This is a genomic window from Aminiphilus sp., from assembly GCF_029975095.1.
GTDB lineage: Bacteria > Synergistota > Synergistia > Synergistales > Aminiphilaceae > Aminiphilus.
In genome coordinates this window covers 1-19,590 of sequence record NZ_JARKPW010000242.1, presented here as the reverse complement: position 1 = coordinate 19,590, position 19,590 = coordinate 1, and the positions used below count along the sequence as shown (strand labels likewise).

Here is a 19,590-nt window from a genome sequence, read left to right as displayed (position 1 = left end):
CGGCGGGAACGCATCCCGGCGCATGTATTTCGTGGGCACTGCGGGAAAGATCATGCCCGCCTTTCTCTTTCTCGGCAAGGAGGCCCACGCGGGAGAATACTTCGGAGGTTTCAACGCCACTCTTCCCGCGTCCCGTCTCGTGCAGCTTCTCGAGGGAAATCCACGGTTCGTGGAGCGTTGCGGTACCGAGGCACTCACGCCCCCCACGTGTCTCAAGCTCAAGGACCTTCGGGACATCTACTCCGTCACGCTCCCCGAGCGGGCGGCGGCGTACTTCAACGTTCTGACGCTCTCCCGCACGCCCGCGCAGGTTCTGGAGGAGATGACCGCCCTCGCCGGGCAGGCTCTGGCGGAGGCACTCGGACAGGCTCGGGAGAACGCGAAATCCTTCGGAGACGAGGCGTTTCGCACCTTTACGGAGGAAACGCTCCGGGCGGGTACTTCGGAAAGGCGGGAGTGCCCGGTTCGGACCTATCAGGACGTGCGGGCTCTGGCGAGGGAGGTCTACGAGAGGAAAAACGCCTCCGCCGGAAGAAACCTGGAGGCGCATGAGGAAGCCTTTCTCGCCGCTCTTCCTTCCGGAATGGACGAGAGGGACCGGGCGCTCGCCCTCATGGGCGAGGTTATCAATCTCTCGGGGCTCAAGGGGCCGCTGGCGGTGGTCGGCTTCGTGCCCCCCTACTATCCGCATCGGGGCAACCTGCGCCGTTCCGACAAGGAGCATGCTCTTCTCGAAGCCCTCGCTGCGGTGGCGGCAAAGGGACACGAGGAGTTCGGCGAGGAGATCATCTATGTGGAGTATTTCGGCGGCATCACCGACATGAGCTTTCTCGGATTCCAGGGAGAGCCCGAGGCGCTTGCCGCGCTCGCGGAGAACATGCCGGGATGGGGAAAGCTCTACTCACTTCCTCTGGAGGATCTGCTGCGGCTCGATGTCCCCGTGGCGAACATCGGTCCCGCCGGCAAGGACGCTCACAAGGATACGGAACGGCTGGAACTGGATTTCTCTCTCCGGGTGGCGCCGGAACTTCTGCGCTGCGCCGTGGAGCATCTCGGTCGTTCCTGAGGATCGTATTGATGGGCCGGGCCGGAGAGGTCCGGAACGGAAGAAGAGCGGGAGGTGCCCTGTGACGAACGGAAACGGCAGAATGGAACAAGCGGCGACAGCGTTGGACGAGCGCATCGACGCGCTTTTTCCCTCCTATCTGGAGGTGCTTCGGGAAAGCCTTCGCATTCCCAGCGTAAAAGGTGAGCCCCGGAAAGAGGCTCCTTTCGGTGCGGAGGTGCGGGCGGCCCTGGATCATGCTCTGGGTGCGGCGGCCTCTCTCGGCTTCCGCACCGTGGATGTGGACGGCATGATCGGCTACGCCGAGTACGGCGAAGGGGAGGAGATGGTGGCGGTCATCGGTCACCTCGATGTGGTGCCCGAGGGAACGGGCTGGACCGTTCCTCCCTTCGAGGGCGTGGTGCGGGACGGCTTTCTCTACGGAAGGGGAACCGGCGACGACAAGGGCCCCATCTTCGGCGCCCTCTTCGGCCTGGCGGCCATCCGGGATCTGAAAATACCCCTGAAACGGCGCATTCGGGTTCTCTTCGGCTGCGACGAGGAGAGCGGCTTCGCCGATGTGGCCCACTACGTGACGAAGGAGGAGCTTCCGGTGCTCGGCTTCACGCCCGACGCGGAATTTCCCCTGGTGAATGCGGAAAAGGGCGGCATGAACATGGAACTGCTGCGGACCTTCCACGGGGACGGCGCGATCAGACTCCTCTCTTTTCTCGGCGGCAGCGCTCCCAACGTTGTCCCCGATCGTGCCGAGGCGCGTCTCCTCGTTCCGTCCGGCGAGGCCCGGGGCATTCTCACGACCCTCACCGGCGAGGCCTCCGCGAAGGGATGGAGCCTTGAGAGCGGGGCCGAGCCGGGAGCGGAACCGGACACGACGGCGCTCTTCCTGCGGACCCGGGGGATCGCCGCCCACGGGAGTACCCCGGAGAAGGGGAAAAACGCCGTGGCCCGCCTGCTGCTGCTCCTGGCGGCGCTTCCCGGGGACGGCGAGGTGGCCCGGTGCGCCCGGGACTTCGCCGCCGTCCTGGGCGAGGAGACCGACGGAACCTCTCTGGGGGTTCCCCTCGAAGATGCCGTCTCGGGACAACTCACGGTGAACCTCGGCATGGCCCTCTGGACCGCCCGGGGCGAGCGCACCGGCGAAGGAGTGCTCGACCTCACGCTCAACGTGCGCCATCCCGTGACCTTCACTGCGGACGATGTAGTCCCCATCCTGCGCGCCTCCGTGGAAAGAGCGGGATTTGCGCTGGAGAACGTGCGGGGGAAAGCGGCGGTGCATTTCCCCGTCGAATCCGACCTGGTGCGTAAACTCCAGCGGGCCTACACGAGCAAGACCGGCCTCGATGCGACGCCGCGCTCAATGGGTGGCGGGACCTACGCCAAGGGACTGCCGAACGTGGTGGCCTTCGGGACCCGTTTTCTCGACGAACCGGAACTGGCCCATCAGGCGGACGAACGAATTTCCCTGGACCGCATGCGCCTCGCCATGAAGATCCTCGCCGAGGCCATGGTGCTTTTGGCTCAATAGGGCATTTCAGCCGACCGCTCCGGAAACCTCCGCACTGCCGGAGGATTCCGGAGCGGAGAGGAGTCGCTTCTCCAAAGATTCCAGTTCCGCTCTCGTCTCCGGTGGAAGAGACTCCATCAATTCCTTCCGCAGTTCCCTGCCCAGGGTTTCCCGGGATGCCCCTTTCCGCCTGTCCGAGTCGGTCCAGCTTATCTTCCTGCGGCGGCAGTAGAGGTCGATGTCGAGGAAGCGCTCTCCCTCGGCGGAATACTCCAGTCCCATGAGAAAGGACTTGATCCGTTCCGGGGCGTGGAAGGTGAGGAGGCGCAGCCGATAGGTCCGCACGGGAAGCAGAATGTGCGCCGTGTCGGTGCCCCATCCCTCGCCGAGGACAAATCCCGTCTGGCGGGCCTCCAGCACGAGTTCCACCCGTCGGAGATGCTCCGCGTAGCGTTCGAACTTGTCGTACACGTGGATGAGCACCTCGTTCCAGTCCTTGTTGCCCATGCTTTCGTTGAAGAGTTCCAGCGCCCTTGGCTGGAGTCTGCGGAAGGCCTCGTCGAAGGGGAGAGGAAGCACCAGCACCTGATCGAGGAGTTCCCGCACCAGGAGAAGGCGGTTCAGCGGTTTTGTGGTGAAGCAGACCACGGTTCCTTCCGAAGGCGTCCAGCGGAGCAGCTCCTTGAGCGTGCTCGGCGTTCCGTGGAAATCCTTTCCCAGTTCCTCCACGAGCGAGGACGTGTCCGGGCAGGTGCAGCAGAGCCGGAACAGCAGGACCCGGGGGAGGAGGGACGCCGCCGCCAGGAAATGGGCGAGGCCGTCGTTCACGAGACGACAGAGAATTTCCCCCGGCGAGGCGTCGCAGACGGCGAGGGACGGCTCTTCCAGCTCGATGTTCCAGAGGGGGCGGGCTTTTCCCTCCGGAGCATCCACGAGGTAGACGACGGTCTGCCCCTCCCGGGTGTTCTCCGCAATTCTGTGGTTCCTGTGGATTTCCGCCGAGAAGACATCCGCAAGATACCGCTGCAGTGTGTCCTTCTTTCCTTGAAGCAGCAGAAGCCACGGGCCTCCGCGGACGAGAGAGAGCACGAAGTCATTCTCCTTTCTTCTTTTGCGATTCTCCGGATCCAGTCTTTCCCTTTTTCATCGGCGCCGCTTTCGGAGTGCCGGCCGCCTTTTTGAAGAGTCCTGTGTGCGCAGGGATGTCAGAGAACTTTGTCCCAGCGCTCCTCCGTAAGATTTTTCCCCCAAATGTGGTGTTCCACCGTTTCCGTAAGCGAGAATTTCCATTTTTCATAGAGATGTCGCGCCGCCAGGAGATCGGACACGGTCCAGAGAAAGACCCGTTCGTATCCCTCGCTCGCACAGAAATGCATGGCCTTTTCCATGAGACGGTGCCCGAACCCCTTGCCGCGGTATTCCGGCTCCAGAAGGAACCAGCGAAGCTGGGCCGTTTTCTCCTCCGTCTCGACGACCGCGATGGAGCCGCCGAGGAGACCGTCCTGCTCGACGACCCAGACGTTCCCCTTCCCCTTTCGGCGAGGATCGCCGCAGCCGCTCCAGTCTTTCAGGAAGGATGCCATGCCCGCCATCACGTAGTATTCGAATGTCGCGTCGAAACCGTATTCTTCCCCGTAGAGGCGGGCGTGGCGGGAGGCGATGCAGCTCAGGTCTCCGGGAAGAAAGGTGCGGATGTGCGGCTCCGGAGCGTTCCCGGCGCCGAGGAGCTGTTCGATGGTTCCCATCGAAAGGAGGAGGCGGTGCATTTCCCGGGATGACAGATGTCCCAGCAGGGTTTCGAGCTGCCGATCCGACGCCGCTTCGAGCTGTTCCAGGGCGTTTTTGCCGTCCGGAGTGAGCTGGAGAACGGTGCTTCGTCCATCCAGAGGGGACGGTACCCTGACCACGAGACCGGTTCGGCAGAAACGCGAGAGCATGCGGCTCAGATATCCCGGATCGAGGTGCAGCAGCGCGGACAGGTCCCTGGCGGTGCGCCGTTCCTGGTGGCCGATTTCAAAGAGCACCCGCGCTTCGGCGAGAGAAAACGGGCTCTCCAGAAGGAAGCGGTTCGTCAGGCCCAATATGTTCGTGTAGAACCGGTTGAAGCGGCGGATGCCCGCCACGGCATCCCCGGAAAGATGTGGCATCGCCTCTCCCTCCCCGCCGGGGTGAAACTCCGGGGTGTTTGTTGTCCCGGGCTGTGGTTGCATGGAACTCGACCGTTCTTTCCGCGAAAGACGGAATGACCCCTTCTGATGTGTTGCGAAGAAGCCTAACAAATAAACTTGACAAAGTCAAGCAAATAAAAATCGAAGTGCACTGTTCTCCCCGCATCGCATCCGTGAAAGGTTCCTGAATCCGCGACATCTCCTCAAACGAGCGGGGCGGGTCGCCGGAAGCGCGGTGGAAAGTGTGGCCTGCGGGTTCTTCGGCGGAGATGCCGAAGGCCGGGGTGAGTGCACGAGGAGGCCCTCGAACGCCTTGGAATGGCGATCCAACCAAACGTAACAGAGGTGGAGCCGGCGCCCGAGAGATCTCCGCCGAAGTGCGTCGAAGAAGAAGGCGGAGAGGAAATCCTCTCCGCCTTTTCGGGGTGATGCGGTTCTCGCGGTGTCTTTTTGGGAGGCTACCGTCTCCGGAGGAAGAGCGCGGGAAGGAGGAGGAGCAGCAGCATGGGTGCCAGGTGGAATCCGCTTCCCGCGGCGCATCCGCCGCCACCGCCGCTTCCGGAGCCGGGTGTGGGCGAAATGGTGGGCGTGGGTTCTCCGGTAGGTGTGGGCGTTCCGGACGGGGTGACACCTCCCTCGGCCTTCACCTGGAAGGAGGTGGAACGGGAGAAGTTTGTTGCCACGGTGGCACCGTCGGGAGAGAAGACGAGCGCCTCATCGCCGGGGCCGGGCATGGACGGGGACCCGTTCCGGTAGGTTTCCACGGCGGTTCCCGAGGGATTCGAGGCGGTGACGTTGATCTTGTAGCTCCCCGCCTGGTAGCTCGTGAGGATGGCGGAGAAGAGCCCGTCGTTCGCCGTGGCGTCGCCGCCGGTTCCGTCATCGCGGAGGGAAAGCGGGGAGGTCGTGCCGTCGGGTGCGGTGAGGGCGGCCTCCATGGTCACTCCCCGCAGGGGGATGCCGTTTCGGCTCGCCCGGGCGAGGAGACGGATCGGATCGGGGGGTGTCACGGTGCTGCCTCCGTCGGCAAGCCCCACCACGAGGCCGAAGCCTGTGCCCGTTTCGGGCTGTCCCGTGGCGGAGACGGAGACGGCGAGGCTCTGCGAGCCCGGATTGTGCAGTTCCACCCGCCACGTCCCCGCGGAGGGATTCGAGATCGCCGCGGTGTAGTCCACGATCCCTCCCTCTTCCTGGTACTCTCCCGAGGCGGTGACGTCTCCGAGCACGGGATCCCGGAGGGTGATCTCCGCGTCGGGAGAGGCGCCGCGCCAGCTCACGAAGAAGGTGACGCCGCCCAGGGTTCCGTCCACGAGGAAGGTCGCCACGTCATTTCCTCCGGCGGCGAGGGTTTTTTCCACGGCGCCGAGGTTCACCGTGTCCGAATAGTTCCCCAGGGCGGCGAAGAAGACCTCCTGGAGTTCCGTCTGGTTCGTGGGAGAGGCGAAGTACTGCCCTCCCGTCTCGTCCGCGAGCTGGGTGAGGGCAGTGTTGCCGATGCCGCCCGAGCCGTAGCCGACGGTGATGAGCGGCACCTTCGCGGCCTGGTGCTCCGCGATGACCTCCCCCATGGACTTGGTGGAGCTGTTGTCCGATCCGTCGGTGAGGAGATAGGTCACGCCCAGCACGTCCCCGCTCGCGGTCCCCTTGTAGGTGAGGAAATTCGCGAGCGCCGTGGAGGCCGCGTCGTAGATGGCGGTCATGTTGCCCGGGGCGAGACCGCTGATGGCGGCCTTCGCCGCGTCCTTCGCGGCCCTGGCGCCCACGTCGTCGGAGGGGATGAACGTGATGGCGTAGATCTGCTCCACCGTGTCGTCGAAACGCACGACTCCGACGGCACTCTCCTTGGGCAGGGATTCCACGAGGTTCCGTGCCGCCGCCTTGGCGTAGTCGAGGGGGCTCGGCGCTTCCGGTGTGAAGGGGTCGGGGCCCATGCTTCCGGAGTTGTCGATGACGATCTGGTAGACCATGGCGGCCTTGGTGAGCCAGACGATTTTCAGATTCGCCTGGGCCGCGGCGAGGTGCGTTCCCGGCGTCACCGCCGTGGTGTACCAATCAGGGGAGGCAGGGGGACTTCCGAAGGTGTACTGGACCCGTCCCGGCGCGACCACGTCGCCGCTGACGCTATCGGACGAGGGCGATTGCAGAAGGATCTCCCAGCAGCTCTTGCCGTACATGCGTTTCTGGGCCGTGTCGGTGCTCGCCACGTAGATACTCGCCGTGGAGTGGTTCAGCCATTTCACTTCGTTCTCGGACATGGCGTTCCACTGACGGTTCATGAGAGACGGGCCGGTGGGTGAGACGTCGGACGACCAGGGCCAGCTTCGGGGAGGATTGGCGTAGGTCGCCACGTATTCGTCGTAGAGGCCGTAGAGGTAATGTCCGGATTCGTGACCGAGGGTGTATCCTCCGTCCGCCCGGCTCGTGGGAGTACTCGCGGCTCCCACGAAGGTGGTGCTGCCGAAGACGTCGCCGAAGTTGATGTGTTGTCCGGGTTTGCCGTATCCCGCGATGGCACCCGTGGGCCACGTGTTCGCCTGCCAGACCACCGAAGCCTTGTCGGCGAAGGCCCCGTCCTGATAGATGTAGACTGTTCCGAGCATGTGTTGGCCGTTGGACTGTTCGTAGAGTGCATCGGACCAGAACTTGATCACCTCTTCCACTTCCTGGGCGCGGGTGCGCTTGGGATCTCCCGGGGGGATGCTGTCCGCGGAGAGGGTGTCATGGTAGCTGATGGTGATGTCGAAGGCGGTCTTGGTCACCGCCGCCGGGTCGAAAGCACCGGGAGCGAAGGGTTTCCAATCGCCGCCCACCAGCACTCTCGGTCTGGAGAGAAAGGCGTTGTCCGCGTGAGCCGTGCCCACGCAGAACGCGACGAGGACGATGACACAGCAGAGAAGAAGGGTTTCCGGGAGTGTTCCGGAGAAACCCTTTCCTTCGAACGAACGTGACACGACACGGAAACGTCCGCCTCTCGGTGCCCGGGTGTTCTGCATGATCGCTCATCTCCTTTTCTCGTTCGCACAGGTTTGAACCGGATACGCCGTCGCTGTACCGGAATGCCTTGAAAGCTTTCACATCTCTTGCTCTCATGCCTCACCTCCTCCTTCGGCCTGGTCGGAAACGCTTGCCGGTGTCGTTCCCGGGGGATGGCGGAGGAGTCGGGAGACCGGGGAGACGACAGGAGTGGAAGATGCATCACTGCCATTATAGAAAATCGCAATGGGAAAATGTTGCTTGTGCGGCGAAAAACGCCTCTAGGGTTTTTATCCTGCATGTGCTGTGTGCAAGATGGTGTTTCGCCTTCGGCAGGCGCTCTTCGCGCCGCGTCGTCCGTGTCGATTTTCCGGAACACGCGGTTTATACACCGTGAGACTTTGAGAATCCTGTTTTCCCTCCAGGGATGAGCGACGTGCCATATTGCAAGGCCGCATTCAAAATCGCAGAAGTGTCCTTTTGCGCTTCTTCCGATGGGCGTACAATGGAAGAGGAAAGAATGTTCTGAAAGGTGACGGAGAGGGGAAATTCCTTCCTGCGGGAGTGGGACGTGGAAGTGTTTTTTGCGATGGGGAGAGACTGAGTCCTGAGTGTGAAAAGAGGAGCTGACATGGACGACTACGCGAAGGTGACGCCGGAAATTCTGACAGCGCTCGAATCCGTCGTGGGCGTGCGGAACGTGTCCACGGATCGGGAAAAGCGCGAGGTCTATTCCTACGACGAAGTGAACCGGGGGTATTGGGACGGCGAGTACGTGGCGGAGGTGGTGGTCTTTCCGGAATCTCCGGAGCATGTGGCTGCCGTCCTTGCTCTGGCGAACGAGCGGCGCATTCCCGTCACGCCTCGGGGCGCCGGAACGGGACTTTCCGGCGGGGCGGTTCCCCTGCATCGCGGTATCGTGCTCTCCTTCGAGAAGATGAACCGCATTCTCGAACTGGATACGGACAATCTCACCATCACCGTGGAGCCCGGTATCGTCACGGCGGAGATCACCAAGGCGGCCCGCGCAGCGGGGCTCCTCTACGCGGGAGACCCCTGCAGCGGTGATGCCTCCTTCATCGGCGGCAACGTGGCGGAAAACGCGGGGGGAAACAAGGTGGTGAAATACGGTTCCACCGGCGCCTCGGTGCTGGCTCTCGAAGCGGTGCTTCCGGACGGCTCCGTCACCTGGTTCGGAGGCAAGCGCCGCAAGGACGTGACGGGATACGACTTCGTCCATCTGCTTGTGGGCTCCGAGGGAACCCTTGCGGTGGTGACGAAGATCGTCCTCAAGCTCCTTCCTCTTCCGGCACGGGTGGTGGATCTTCTGATACCCTTTCCCGACACGGAGAGCGCCGTCTCCTTCGTTCCCCGGATCCTCCGGGAGGCGAAGGTGGTGCCGTCCTCCATCGAGTTCATGGACAGGACCTCCATCCTCCTTGCCCAGCGCTATCTGAACATCCGTCTTCCCCACGACGACGCAGGAGCGCATCTCATCGTCCAGCTCGAAGGAAACGATCCAAAGACCCTTGCCGACGAATACGAGCGCGTCGGCGATCTCTGTTTCGCCCACGGTGCCCTGGAGGTTTTCGTGGCGGACAACCGGAACGTGCGGGACAAGCTCTGGAAAGCCCGAAAGTGCCTCGCCGAGGCGATCATGGCCTTTTCCGCCCACAGCTGTCTCGAAGACATCGCCGTCCCCTCCAGCGCCGTTCCGGAACTCATGCGGCGCACGGCGGCGATCACCGACAGGTGGGGCATCGAGGGAGTGCATTTCGGTCACATCGGCGACGGCAACATGCACATCAACTTCATGCTCCCCGAAAAACGCCCCGACTGGCACGACCTCTTCGGCGGAGCGCTTCGGGAGCTTTACGCGGCGGCGAGAGACCTGGGCGGGACCATCTCGGGCGAACACGGCATCGGATTGAAACGCCGGGACTACATCACAACAATGCTCGATCCCGCTCAGGTGGAACTCATCCGGCGGGTGAAGCGCGCCTTCGATCCGAACAACATCCTGAACCCCGGAAAGATCGTCCCCGAAGCGCTTTCCTGACGCGTTCTCCCGGGAAACCGCGCTTCTCTCCCGACACGACGCAAAGAGCGGCACGACCGTCGGTCGTGCCGCTCTTCCGGTGTCTTTCGCTCCGAACGACCGCTTTCCGCCGGTTCTAGCGCCGTGTCGCGAGATCCTGGAACATGAGGTACTCCATTACGGCTTTCTTGCGTGCTCCCTCCGCGTCTCCCTGCGCATTTCCCCGCAGAATGGCCAGGTAGCTTTCGAAGGTGGTCCGGAAACGTTCCCGGGCGGTCCGCAGCGGCGCGTTCTCTCCCGGAATGGGGTGGCTCCCCATGTCCTCCGGAAGGGCGAAGAGGGTGACGATCACCTTGCCGCTCCGCAGCAGTGAGACGGTGAGATCCTGACGGCCCCGGGGGAGGTCCATGCGGATCGTCACACTTTCCCCCTGGGTGGTGGAGAGTATGCCCTCGAGTCTCTCCGCTCCTGTGGGTTTCACGGAGAAGGATGCGCCGTCTCCGGTGAGGACGCGAAACTGTTCTCCTTCGAGGCGGAGCGTGAGGAGCCGGAAGACCTCGGATGCTTTTCCGTAGGACGTGTCCGCCTTCATGAGCACGGCCCAGGTTCCCTCGAAGGGGCTCAGCGGAGGAAGGGGAATCTGGTCGGAAAGTCCCGGACTGGAGTCCTCGGGTACCGTGGTGGGGATGGGCGGCAGTGCAACGCCGAAGGGATCGCCCGTTTCTTCCGGGAGCGGTGGCAGCGGAGGAAGGACGAGCGCTCCCTGTTTTCCCTCTCCGGAGAGAGCGGTTGGGTCAGGGGTTCCGCTCTCGGGCAGAGGAGGAAGTCCCACTCCTTCCGTCGGTCGAGGCACGTCCGGAGAACTGTCCATTTCGGGCAGGGTGGGCAACGCAACGTCCTCCGCCGGAGCTGGAGCGGCGGCCGGGGACGTTTCCGATTCCGGCAGGGGCGGCAGCTCCATGCCCGTCTCGGAAGGCACGTCCGGGGAGGTTACGGGCGGCGTGTTCTCCCGGGAGGCCGGAACCTCTTCGGAAACGGCCGTTTCGGAGGGGGCGGCGAGCTGTTCCGGTAAGGGGGGAAGCTCGGGTCGGCCATCCTTCGGCGCGGGCGAAGCGGTTTCGTTTCCGTTTCCGGAGATGTCGGGGGAGAGCAGGGCGCCCACGCGCTCCTGAGGAGGTTCTGAAAGAGGGAACGGTGCCTGGTCGTCGGAGACTGCAGGCTGTGTTGTCAGTGTTTCCGGAAGGGGTGGCAGCTCCGTTGCCGTCGGCGCCGTTTCGCTGGCGGCGGGATGTGCGGCGCAAAGCGCGAGGACGAGGAAAAATGCAATGGTGGCTTTCCCCCGTGCGCGGGCAGGAAAACTGTTTCGTGGAGGGATCGGAGTTTCTGCGGCGGAGGGGAAACGCCGCGTGAACAGTTCGGGGAGACGTGGGTTCTCCGGACGTTCCCTGTGCATGATCATCTCTCCTTCGTTGACGATGTTGCTTCCACGGCTCATTGTAGCACGAGGTATTTCTCATCCGTCACGGTCTGTTTTTCATCCATGCGCCTTCTCCTCTGGAGAAACAGGAGTGGCGGAGAAGGAGAAAATATGGTATTATCCAAGGTAGATATTTATCACAGCGACGCAAGAAAGGAGCAGAAGACGTGGAACTGCACGAATTCGAAGAGTACTGCCGCCTGAGGAACATTCTCGAACAGCGCTGCGAGGAATTGTGCCATCTCTACGCGCAGATCTATTTCGATCTGGAGCGGGATGATCGGGAAATCCATGTGAACAGTGTGGAGACGGGGAAGAGCGGGCGCATTCTCATCCAGTATTCCACGGGGCAGGAAGAAGAGATGCTCTATCTGCCTCCGGAATACCTCTGGCGGACAAATGAGGAAGTGCGGGTTCTCATGGAGCTGGATCGGGACAGAAAGGACAAAGAACTCAAGGAGCGCCGGGCGGCGCGGACCTGAAAGACAACGCTCCATCCTGTGAAGGACGGTGTGGAACATCGTCGGATTCGGGAGTGATTTCCTCATGCACGGAGCCCTCGAAAAAGAGGGCTCCGTGTGTTTGTGCGTTTTCCGGAGATCCTTACGAAGCACACAAAAAATGGTACACTGGGAGTGGGCGGACGTGGCCGACTCCCGGATTGACTCTCGCGGGGAACGTTTGTAGCCGGTACCTCCTGGGTTTTCCACTTCACGGAGGGGCGATGGCCGTGGCGTTCGAATGTACGGAAGAGGAAGCGTTCTTCATGAATCAGGCGAAGTGTCCGCCTCCTGGTGAGACGGCGAGGACGACTCTGTCGGAGAACGAGGTGGGACAGCACGTGAGCGAAGCGGAGAGCAATGGGGTGTTCCGTCTTTTGGAGCGCCTGGTGGAAGAGAGTGGTGTCTCCTTCGTCCTTCATGAGCACTCTGTTGTGCGAACGGTGGCGGATGCGATGGACACTCTTCAGTTCGACCTGTCGCGCTTTCTGAAAACCGTAGCGTTCCGCGTACGCGGAGGACGCGTTGTCCTCGCGGCGCTTCGCGGGGACAGAAAAGTGAACTACCCGCTCCTCGCCGCCCTGTTGGGAGTAAACCGTCGGGAACTCGCGGCCTTGTCGCCGGAGGAGGTACGGGAGTTGTTGCATGTGGAGCCCGGAGGCGTCTCTCCGCTGCCGTCGGGAGAGAACGTGAGCGTCTTGCTTGACGAAGAGGCCCTGTCCATCGCTCCCACGGTCTACTGCGGTATCGGACGTCCCGATAGGACGCTGGAGATCGCTCCCGCCGATCTTCTGACGCTCTCGGGCGCTCGGATCGGACGGTTTTCCCGCTGAAAACGGAGGCGGGGGAGTCGAGGCTCTCCGCCGAATCCGTCCCGGATGTCGCGTCTCCTTCTTTCGCGATCCGCCGAAGAAGACGGTGTGCAGCGTCATTGAGAGTTGCTGCCCCTTTGCGAGAGAAGGTGTCTTGTGCTCGCCCCATGAAGATATTTTCCTTTTTGGTACGTTGGTGTTCATGGTTCCGAACATGATGGTACAATACACACGGTGCGTTCCGTACGGCACTGTACTCCGTCATTGTAACGACTACAGAGGAGGTGGCCCCAGTGGCGGCCGAACAGCGACACGGCATTTCCTTGAAGATTCAGATTCTGGCGGGAGCTGCACTCATCATGGTGGGTCTCATCGCAGCGGTGTTCATGGGAAGTTATTTCGCTGCCAGGGACCGATTGCTCGAAGCATCCACGACGCAGGGGCTCGGTTCCGCATCGAGTCTGCAGATGTCCGTGGAGAGCGACCTTGCGCTGGTAAAACGCATGGCCTCGGCAAATCTCGAGATTACCGTGGGGCTCGTGCAGGGAGGGCGTCTCATGACGTCCATGAATACCGTCAAGGTCGGCGAACGGGAGGTGCCCATCGTCTTCGTCTCCATCGGGGGGCTCAAACAGATTACAGGGGATCACGCCATGGTGGACGAGTGGTCGAACCGTCTTGGAGGCGCCTTCACCATCTTCCAAGTCATTGAGGAGAACGGCAAACAGGAGATGGTTCGGGTGGCCACCACCATCTCCGACGAGACGGGGAAGCGCGTGGTCGGGTCGTCGATCTCCGCGGACGATCCGGTCTTTAAAACCGTGGTGGAGCGCAAAGAGACCTTTCAGGGCGTCGTGGAGGTGCAGGGCGCGACGTTTTACGGCGCATACCGTATGCTTACCGCCGATCAAGAGGACAGTCCGAAACTCGTTCTCTTCGCCGGCATCGAAATGGACCCTCTTCTGCATCTCATCCTCAACGCCCGCATGGGGGAAGGGAGCTACGCCTTCGCATTCACCCAGGACGGGAAGATCATCGCGCATCCGACGCTCGCGAAGGGGACGGACATCCCCACGGTCGCTCCCGAGTTCTGGAGCGGGTACGAAAAAACGAAGGGGAGCGACAGCACCGTCAACTTCGCCTATCTTTTTCAGGAGAAGCGCCGAGAAGGGTTCGTCTTCCCCATCAAGGAACTCGGCTGGAGCGTCGGTTTCTCCGTTCCGGAGGAGGTCGTGCTCAAGCCTCTTGCCGCCATGCGGAACCAGATGCTCGTCACGGCGATTCCGGTTCTCCTTGTCGGGCTCGGGATACTTGCCCTCTTCGTGGGGCGTCTCGTGGCGCCGCTGCGGCGCGTCGTGGACACCGCCGGTGAGATCGCCCGGGGAAATCTCGCCGTCACGGTCACGGGGGACGAGACGAGCCGGAACGAGATCGCCGTCGTCCTGGGGGCCTTCGCGAGAATCACCGAATCCTATCGTGGTCTGGTGGAGAAAATGCTCGATCTGCGCCGTCTCTTCGACGAGCGCGGGGCGGACATGGCTCGCATCGGCGCCGACGTGGAAGGGTCCATTGCCGGAGCCCTCGATGCCGCTCAGGAAATGGTCGGAACGGTGAGTTCCATTTCCTCCGCCGCTGACGAGACGAGGGCCGGCGTGGACGAGGTGATCACCACGGCGCAGCACACCGCGCAGATCACCACGTCTTTGAGCGAAAAGGCGGGAGGCATTTCCGAAAAAGCCTCCGGCGACGGCGAAGCCGTGCAACATCTCGCGTCCGAGATCGAAAAGGTGGGAGGCGCGGGCAAACGAATCCGGGAGGCCATGAAGGCTCTGGAAGAATCCGTATCCCGCGTGTCCGATTTCGTGAACGCCATCACCGGCATCGCGGACCAGACGAACCTGCTCGCCCTGAATGCCGCCATCGAGGCCGCTCGTGCGGGAGACGCCGGTCGCGGATTTGCCGTGGTGGCCGAGGAAGTGCGAAAATTAGCGGAACAGTCCAACGAGGCGGCCCGACAGGTCCAGACCATCATCGGAGAGATCCAGGAGCGCACCAAGAGCGCCACGAAGGACACGGAGCAGACCGTGACCCTCATCGGCGAGGCCATGGGCACCTCCACGACCACGGCGGTGCGCATCCGGGAGATCGTTCCCCAGATCGCGGAGATCTCCGAGGGCGTCCAGTCCATCGCGGCGTTCTCGCAGGAACAGCTCGCGAGCAACGAGGAAATCGCCGCCGCCATGGACAACATTCTTCATCAGGTCGGAGCGGGGCAGCGTGCGGCGGACATGGTGGAAAAAGCGTCCCGGAAGGTGGCGGAGCAGATGGACGCGCTTCGGGCCATTCGGGAGGAGCAGGGACAGCTTCTCGAATCACTGGAGGAGATCCTCTCCGTGTATGTCCTTGAGGAGAAAGGTGCTGCCGGCGCGCCGCTCCCCGCTCTGCAGGGAGGAAAGAAGGGGTAGAGGCGCTGCCTCCTGCCGAGGAGAATGAGCGTGCGGAAACGTTTGAAAGGCTGAAAGAGACCTTCGGAAAAGACGGAGGAGAATACGACCGGGAGGGGAATTCCCCTCCCGGTCTTGTGTTTCAGAATACCGCGTAGTCGCTGTCTTTCGGGTTGCAGAGGAACATGTGACCCGGCGAATGGGTGATCGCGAAGGGGGGTTTGCTCGCCATCAGAGCCGCCTGGGGGGTCACGCCGCAGGCCCAGAAAACGGGTGCCTCGCCCTCGTGGATCGGAACGGCCTGGCCGAAGTCCGGCTGCCGGACGTCCGCGATGCCGATGGCGGCGGGGTCGCCGATGTGCACCGGCGCGCCGTGGACGGCGGGAAAGCGCCCCGTGCAGAGCACCGCCTTGGGGACCAGGGGGTGAGGGATGGGGCGCATGCTCACCACCAGAGGGCCGGAGAGGCGTCCCGCGGGCATGCAGGGGATGTCCGTCTTGTACATGGGGACGTTCAGGCCGAGTTCCATGTGGCGTACCGGCACGCCCGCCTCGAGGAGCGCCCCCTCGAAGGAGAAGGAGCAGCCCAGAAGAAAGGCCACCAGGTCGTCCCGCCAATATTCCCGAATGTCCTCGGGCTCCGCTATGAGCTGTCCCTCTTTCCAGATGCGATACTTTGGCAGGTCGGTCCGCAGATCCGCCCCCGGCGCGGTCAGCTTCGGCTCTGGATCGCCGGGTTCCGTGACGTCCAGGATGGGGCAGGGCTTGGGGTTGCGCTGGGCGAAGACGAGGAAATCGTAGGCCCATTCCCGGGGAAGGATCACAAGGTTCGCCTGCACGTGTCCGCGGCACAGGCCCGAGGTGGGGCGGGGCCATTCTCCGTTCCGGATTCGTTGCCGTGCTTCCTCGGGGCTTACGTGGGCCAGTGCATCCAGGGTCAGAGTCATGAAAAGAGCACCTCCTTCAGGGGTGTCACAGTGACATGGGCGTCTTCCAGCGCTTTCCGTATCTTCGCAGCGAGGGCCACCGCCTCGGGGTTGTCCCCGTGGAGGCAGATGGAGTGGGGGCGCAGGTGCAGCATCGCGCCGTCCACGGTCTCCAGTGTCCCTTCCGTGGCCATGCGGACCACTCGGGCGGCGGCTTCATCAGGGTCTGAGATCACCGCTCCCGGACGGCTCCGGGGCGTGAGCGATCCGTCCGCCTGGTAGCTTCGATCCGCGAAGGCCTCCGCGGCGAAGGAAACGCCCGCTTTTCGCGCGGCCTCCTCGAAGAGCGAATTTGCCAGCCCGAGGAGAATCACGCCCTCCGCGGCGTCCCGCACTGCCCAGGCCACGGCTTCCGCGAGGGCGGCGTCCTTGGCGGCCTGGTTGTACATGGCGCCGTGGGGTTTGACGTGCTGCAGGGGTACGCCGGCGGCACGGCAGGCCGCGGCGAGACCGCCGATCTGCACCAGACAGTCCGCGTAGACTTCGTCGGGTGTGCAGGCCAGATTCCGTCGTCCGAAACCCACGAGGTCCGGATAACCCGGGTGGGCTCCCACGGCCACGCCCGCCTCTCGGGCGGCCTTGACGGTGCGGACCATGCAGGAAGGATCTCCCGCGTGAAAACCGCACGCCACGTTGGCGGAGGTCACGCAGGCCAGGACTTCCCTGTCCATTCCCATCCTCCAGGGACCGAAACTTTCGCCGAGATCGCTGTTCAGGTCAATGCGAGGCATGTGCACAATCACGTCCTTTCCTTTCGGAGGTTCACCGTTCCTGCCAGGAAACGTCGTAGCTCTTGCCCTCCACGGTCATCCGCCATGCGCCGGAAGTCGGCGGAGCCTGCAAGGACACGGCTTTCGGACGGCTCCGGTACGTCGAACGGAGGAGAAGAAGCTCCGCCAGGCGGTTCGCCCGCTCCCGCAGCGCCCGGGCGCCTTCCTCCGGGGTGGCCCGGACGAAGCGCACGCCCTGGCCGGGCATGCGCTGGGCCAGAACGGCCAGATCCGCCGTGGCCACCACGGCGATCTTCGTGTACCCTCCCGTGGTCTGGCGATCCGCCAGCATCACGATGGGCTTGCCGTGCCCAGGCACCTGCACCGCTCCGAGGGGAATGGCGTCGGAGACGATGTCCGCGCCCTCCCGGTGGGGGATGCTCGGCCCTTCCAGTCGGTAGCCCATGCGATCCGACTGTTCGGAGATCGTGTAGGCCGACTCGAAGAAGAGCCGGAGTCCTTCCTCGGAAAAGGCGTCGTCCTGGGGGCCCGGAACCGCCCGGAGGGGCGCTTCGGGGTCCCGGAGAGGACGAAGGTGCTCGGGGCAGGTGAAGTCGAACGTCCGTTCCAAAAGCGGAGGTGCCTCACCGCAGCACAGCAGGTCCCCGGCCTTCAGGTTGCGCCCCTCGAAGCCGCCGATGCGGGCGCGGAGATAGGTGGAGCGGCTTCCCATGACCACGGGCACGTCGATGCCCCCGGAACAGGCAAGATAGGCCCGGCACCCGCCTCCTGCGGCGGAGGTGCCGGACTCTCTGGTTCCGTCGAAGGAAAGCACGTCCCCCTCCCGCACGGAAAGGTTCGTCATCAGGGGCGCCTTTCGTCCGTTCAGAGAGAAGCCCAGGTCCGCTCCGGCGACGACCACGGCGCCCGGCTCTTCCACGAGGAGCGTCGGTCCGAGGACGGTCACCTCCAGCGCTGCGTCGTTCGGAGCGTTGCCCGCGAGAATGTTGGCGATCTGGAAGAATTCGGGATCCATGGCTCCCGCCACGGGCATGCCCATAGCCTGGTATCCCCAGCGCCCCAGATCCTGCACGGTGGTGAGGAGTCCCCCCGATCGGACCCTAAGCCGAAGTGCCATGGTTCTTTCCCCCCTTTTTCTCCGTCCTGGGAACGAAGCGTCCCGCTCCGGCCTCGGCCTGAATGGACAGAAAGGTCTGTTCATCCACAGCTTCGAAGCGGACCCAGTCGCCCGCCTCGATGAGAGTGGGTGGCGTTCGCAGAGGATCGAACACGGCGAGAGGCGTCCTGCCGATGAGCTGCCATCCTCCCGGGCTGTCGATGGGGTAGATGCCGGTCTGCTTTCCCGCGATGCCCACGCTGCCCGCGGGGATGAGTGCCCGGGGATTCTGGAGCCGGGGCGTGGCGAGGGTCTCGTCCATGCCGCCCAGATAGGCGAAGCCCGGCGTGAAGCCCAACATGAAACAGTAGAGATCATGCCCGGAATGGCGGGCCACGACCTCCTCCCGGGAAAGGCCCGTGGCGGCGCAGACGTTGTCCAGGTCCGGCCCGTGAGCGCCGCCGTAACAGACGGGAATGGTCACGATCCGCCCCTCGGTTTCAGTGGTCTCGCCGCCTTTTTCGAGTGCGGGGAGCAGGAGTGCGACCAGATCGGAGCGTTCCAGCCGAAGCGGATCGTAGTAGACCGCCAGAGAGCGGTAGGTGGGAACCGTCTCTACGATGCCCGGAGGCGCGAGGGCGTCCAGAACCTTTTTCAGTGCCTGGACCCGTGCGTTCAGCGCTCTGTCCACGGTGGTGCCGAATTCGACGACGAGACAGCTGTCCCCGGCGTCGCAAAGACGTGTGTCTTCGATTTTCTCCAAGAAAATCACCTCGTTTCCGTCGGAGAGGAGCGGAGAACGTCAACTGCCGCTCCTCCCCATTCTACGTCATCGTTCCGTTCCGGGTCGGGGCCGTGCTCTCCCCTGTTCCGTCCCGTTTCCTTCTCGATTGTACGCCATTCTATCGGATCAGATCGACGATCTTGCTCAGGGACTGCCATCCCATCCAGGCCGTGAAGGCCACCATGACGTAGCCAGAGACGGTGAGAAATCTGGGATGGTGGTACAGCTCGCCCACGATGTCCTTGCGGTAGGCTGCGAGCAGCATGGAGAGGAGCGACAGGGGCAGAATGAGCCCGTTTATGGAACCGGCGAAGATCAACAGGTTCACCGGCTTTCCCACCGTGGTGAAAATGGTGGTGGAGGCCACGATGAAGCCGATGATCCACCAGCGCTGATGCGTCTTCACGACCCGGAAGAGGGTCTGCAGGAACGAGATGGAGGTGTAGGAGGCACCTGCTACGGACGTGACGGCGGCGGCCCAGAGGACCACCCCGAAAATCTTGTAGCCGATCATGCCCGCTCCGATCTGGAAGGCCGAGGCAGGGGGATTGGACGGGTCGAGCGGTTTGCCCATGGCTACCACGCCGAGGATGGCGAGGAAGAGGAGAAAACGCATGATACCCGTGATGGCGATGCCCTGAACGGAGCCGAAGCTGATCTGCTTCACCTTGTCCACGCCGGTTATGCCCGCGTCGATGATGCGGTGCGCTCCCGAGAAGGTGATGTAGCCCCCGACGGTGCCGCCCACCAGGGTGAGCACGGTCATCCAATCGATGGTGCTGGGGAGGACGGATTCCTTGAGGGCCAAGGCGACGGGCGGCTGGGTTTTGAAGACCATGAAACAGACCAGGGCGATCATGAGGAAGCCGAGGATTTTCGTGAAGGTGTCCATGGTCTTGCCCATTTCCTTGTTCAGGAAGATCAGAACGGCTACCCCGGCGCTGAAGATAGCCCCCAGAGCGAGGGGAGTGCCGAAGAGGACATTCATGCCCAGGGCGGCCCCGGCGATGTT

14 protein-coding genes and 1 pseudogene are annotated in these 19,590 nt (G+C 63.2%); 6 read left to right on the top strand and 9 right to left on the bottom strand.

Annotated elements, in window-relative coordinates; genetic code table 11:
- Positions 1–1,066, top strand: a pseudogene (locus Q1K49_RS14825) (hypothetical protein); the annotation flags it as partial.
- A 61-nt stretch (positions 1,067–1,127) separates the two neighbouring features.
- The gene (locus Q1K49_RS14820; RefSeq protein ID WP_300526738.1) at positions 1,128–2,591 is read left to right on the top strand and encodes a Sapep family Mn(2+)-dependent dipeptidase; all 1,464 of its coding nucleotides are present in this window, start codon (positions 1,128–1,130) and stop codon (positions 2,589–2,591) included.
- Between the two features lie 6 nt (positions 2,592–2,597).
- On the opposite strand, the gene Q1K49_RS14815 is transcribed toward Q1K49_RS14820, so the two are convergent.
- The 3 genes from Q1K49_RS14815 to Q1K49_RS14805 all read right to left on the bottom strand — a co-directional run bounded on the left by Q1K49_RS14815 (position 2,598) and on the right by Q1K49_RS14805 (position 7,689).
- Positions 2,598–3,659, bottom strand: a complete 1,062-nt coding sequence (locus Q1K49_RS14815) for a hypothetical protein (RefSeq protein WP_300526737.1) — start codon at positions 3,657–3,659, stop codon at positions 2,598–2,600.
- Between the two features lie 116 nt (positions 3,660–3,775).
- Positions 3,776–4,717, bottom strand: a complete 942-nt coding sequence (locus tag Q1K49_RS14810; protein WP_300526736.1) for a helix-turn-helix domain-containing GNAT family N-acetyltransferase — start codon at positions 4,715–4,717, stop codon at positions 3,776–3,778.
- Positions 4,718–5,196: 479 nt separating this feature from the next.
- Complete coding sequence (locus tag Q1K49_RS14805) at positions 5,197–7,689, bottom strand: choice-of-anchor X domain-containing protein (RefSeq protein WP_300526735.1); 2,493 nt, start codon at positions 7,687–7,689, stop codon at positions 5,197–5,199.
- 653 nt (positions 7,690–8,342) lie between these two features.
- Between Q1K49_RS14805 and Q1K49_RS14800 the strand changes: the two genes are divergently transcribed.
- Entirely contained in the window at positions 8,343–9,770 is a 1,428-nt protein-coding gene (locus Q1K49_RS14800; RefSeq protein WP_300526734.1) for an FAD-linked oxidase C-terminal domain-containing protein, read from the top strand.
- Between the two features lie 115 nt (positions 9,771–9,885).
- Here the strand turns inward: Q1K49_RS14800 and Q1K49_RS14795 are convergent, their stop codons facing one another.
- Positions 9,886–11,202 carry a hypothetical protein gene (locus Q1K49_RS14795; protein ID WP_300526733.1) on the bottom strand — a complete coding sequence of 439 codons (1,317 nt, stop codon included), beginning with the start codon at positions 11,200–11,202 and terminating at the stop codon, positions 9,886–9,888.
- A gap of 191 nt (positions 11,203–11,393) precedes the next feature.
- On the opposite strand from Q1K49_RS14795, the gene Q1K49_RS14790 reads away from it, so the two are divergent.
- The 3 genes from Q1K49_RS14790 (at position 11,394) to Q1K49_RS14780 (ending at position 15,003) form a co-directional block, all read left to right on the top strand.
- Complete coding sequence (locus Q1K49_RS14790) at positions 11,394–11,708, top strand: hypothetical protein (RefSeq protein WP_300526732.1); 315 nt, start codon at positions 11,394–11,396, stop codon at positions 11,706–11,708.
- Positions 11,709–11,992: 284 nt separating this feature from the next.
- Positions 11,993–12,559, top strand: coding sequence for a YbaK/EbsC family protein (locus Q1K49_RS14785; protein WP_300526731.1), 567 nt, complete (start codon positions 11,993–11,995; stop codon positions 12,557–12,559).
- Between the two features lie 272 nt (positions 12,560–12,831).
- Positions 12,832–15,003: a methyl-accepting chemotaxis protein gene (locus Q1K49_RS14780; protein ID WP_300526730.1), complete on the top strand. Its 2,172-nt coding sequence runs from the start codon at positions 12,832–12,834 to the stop codon at positions 15,001–15,003.
- Between the two features lie 121 nt (positions 15,004–15,124).
- Here Q1K49_RS14780 and Q1K49_RS14775 read toward each other — a convergent pair whose 3' ends face one another.
- The 5 genes from Q1K49_RS14775 to Q1K49_RS14755 form a co-directional block, all read right to left on the bottom strand.
- Positions 15,125–15,928: a putative hydro-lyase gene (locus Q1K49_RS14775; protein ID WP_300526729.1), complete on the bottom strand. Its 804-nt coding sequence runs from the start codon at positions 15,926–15,928 to the stop codon at positions 15,125–15,127.
- The gene (locus Q1K49_RS14770) at positions 15,925–16,698 is read right to left on the bottom strand and encodes a 5-oxoprolinase subunit PxpA (RefSeq protein ID WP_300526728.1); all 774 of its coding nucleotides are present in this window, start codon (positions 16,696–16,698) and stop codon (positions 15,925–15,927) included. Before Q1K49_RS14770 ends, Q1K49_RS14775 begins: the two co-directional genes overlap by 4 nt.
- Before the next feature lie 31 nt (positions 16,699–16,729).
- Positions 16,730–17,815: a biotin-dependent carboxyltransferase family protein gene (locus Q1K49_RS14765; RefSeq protein ID WP_300526727.1), complete on the bottom strand. Its 1,086-nt coding sequence runs from the start codon at positions 17,813–17,815 to the stop codon at positions 16,730–16,732.
- A complete protein-coding gene (gene pxpB / locus Q1K49_RS14760; RefSeq protein WP_300526726.1) occupies positions 17,799–18,557 on the bottom strand; it encodes a 5-oxoprolinase subunit PxpB in 759 nt (252 codons plus the stop codon). Before pxpB ends, Q1K49_RS14765 begins: the two co-directional genes overlap by 17 nt.
- A 139-nt stretch (positions 18,558–18,696) precedes the next feature.
- Positions 18,697–19,590: divalent metal cation transporter (locus Q1K49_RS14755; RefSeq protein ID WP_300526725.1), on the bottom strand; the 894-nt coding region annotated here is incomplete at its 5' end.

Bases quoted from the DNA above. Each gene is read 5' to 3' on its own strand.
- Q1K49_RS14810 (WP_300526736.1), bottom strand. From the start codon at position 4,717: ATGCCACATCTTTCCGGGGATGCCGTGGCGGGCATCCGCCGCTTCAAC.
- Q1K49_RS14800 (WP_300526734.1), top strand. From the start codon at position 8,343: ATGGACGACTACGCGAAGGTGACGCCGGAAATTCTGACAGCGCTCGAA.
- Q1K49_RS14795 (WP_300526733.1), bottom strand. From the start codon at position 11,202: ATGCACAGGGAACGTCCGGAGAACCCACGTCTCCCCGAACTGTTCACG.
- Q1K49_RS14785 (WP_300526731.1), top strand. From the start codon at position 11,993: ATGAATCAGGCGAAGTGTCCGCCTCCTGGTGAGACGGCGAGGACGACT.
- Q1K49_RS14775 (WP_300526729.1), bottom strand. From the start codon at position 15,928: ATGACTCTGACCCTGGATGCACTGGCCCACGTAAGCCCCGAGGAAGCA.
- Q1K49_RS14770 (WP_300526728.1), bottom strand. From the start codon at position 16,698: ATGCCTCGCATTGACCTGAACAGCGATCTCGGCGAAAGTTTCGGTCCC.
- Q1K49_RS14765 (WP_300526727.1), bottom strand. From the start codon at position 17,815: ATGGCACTTCGGCTTAGGGTCCGATCGGGGGGACTCCTCACCACCGTG.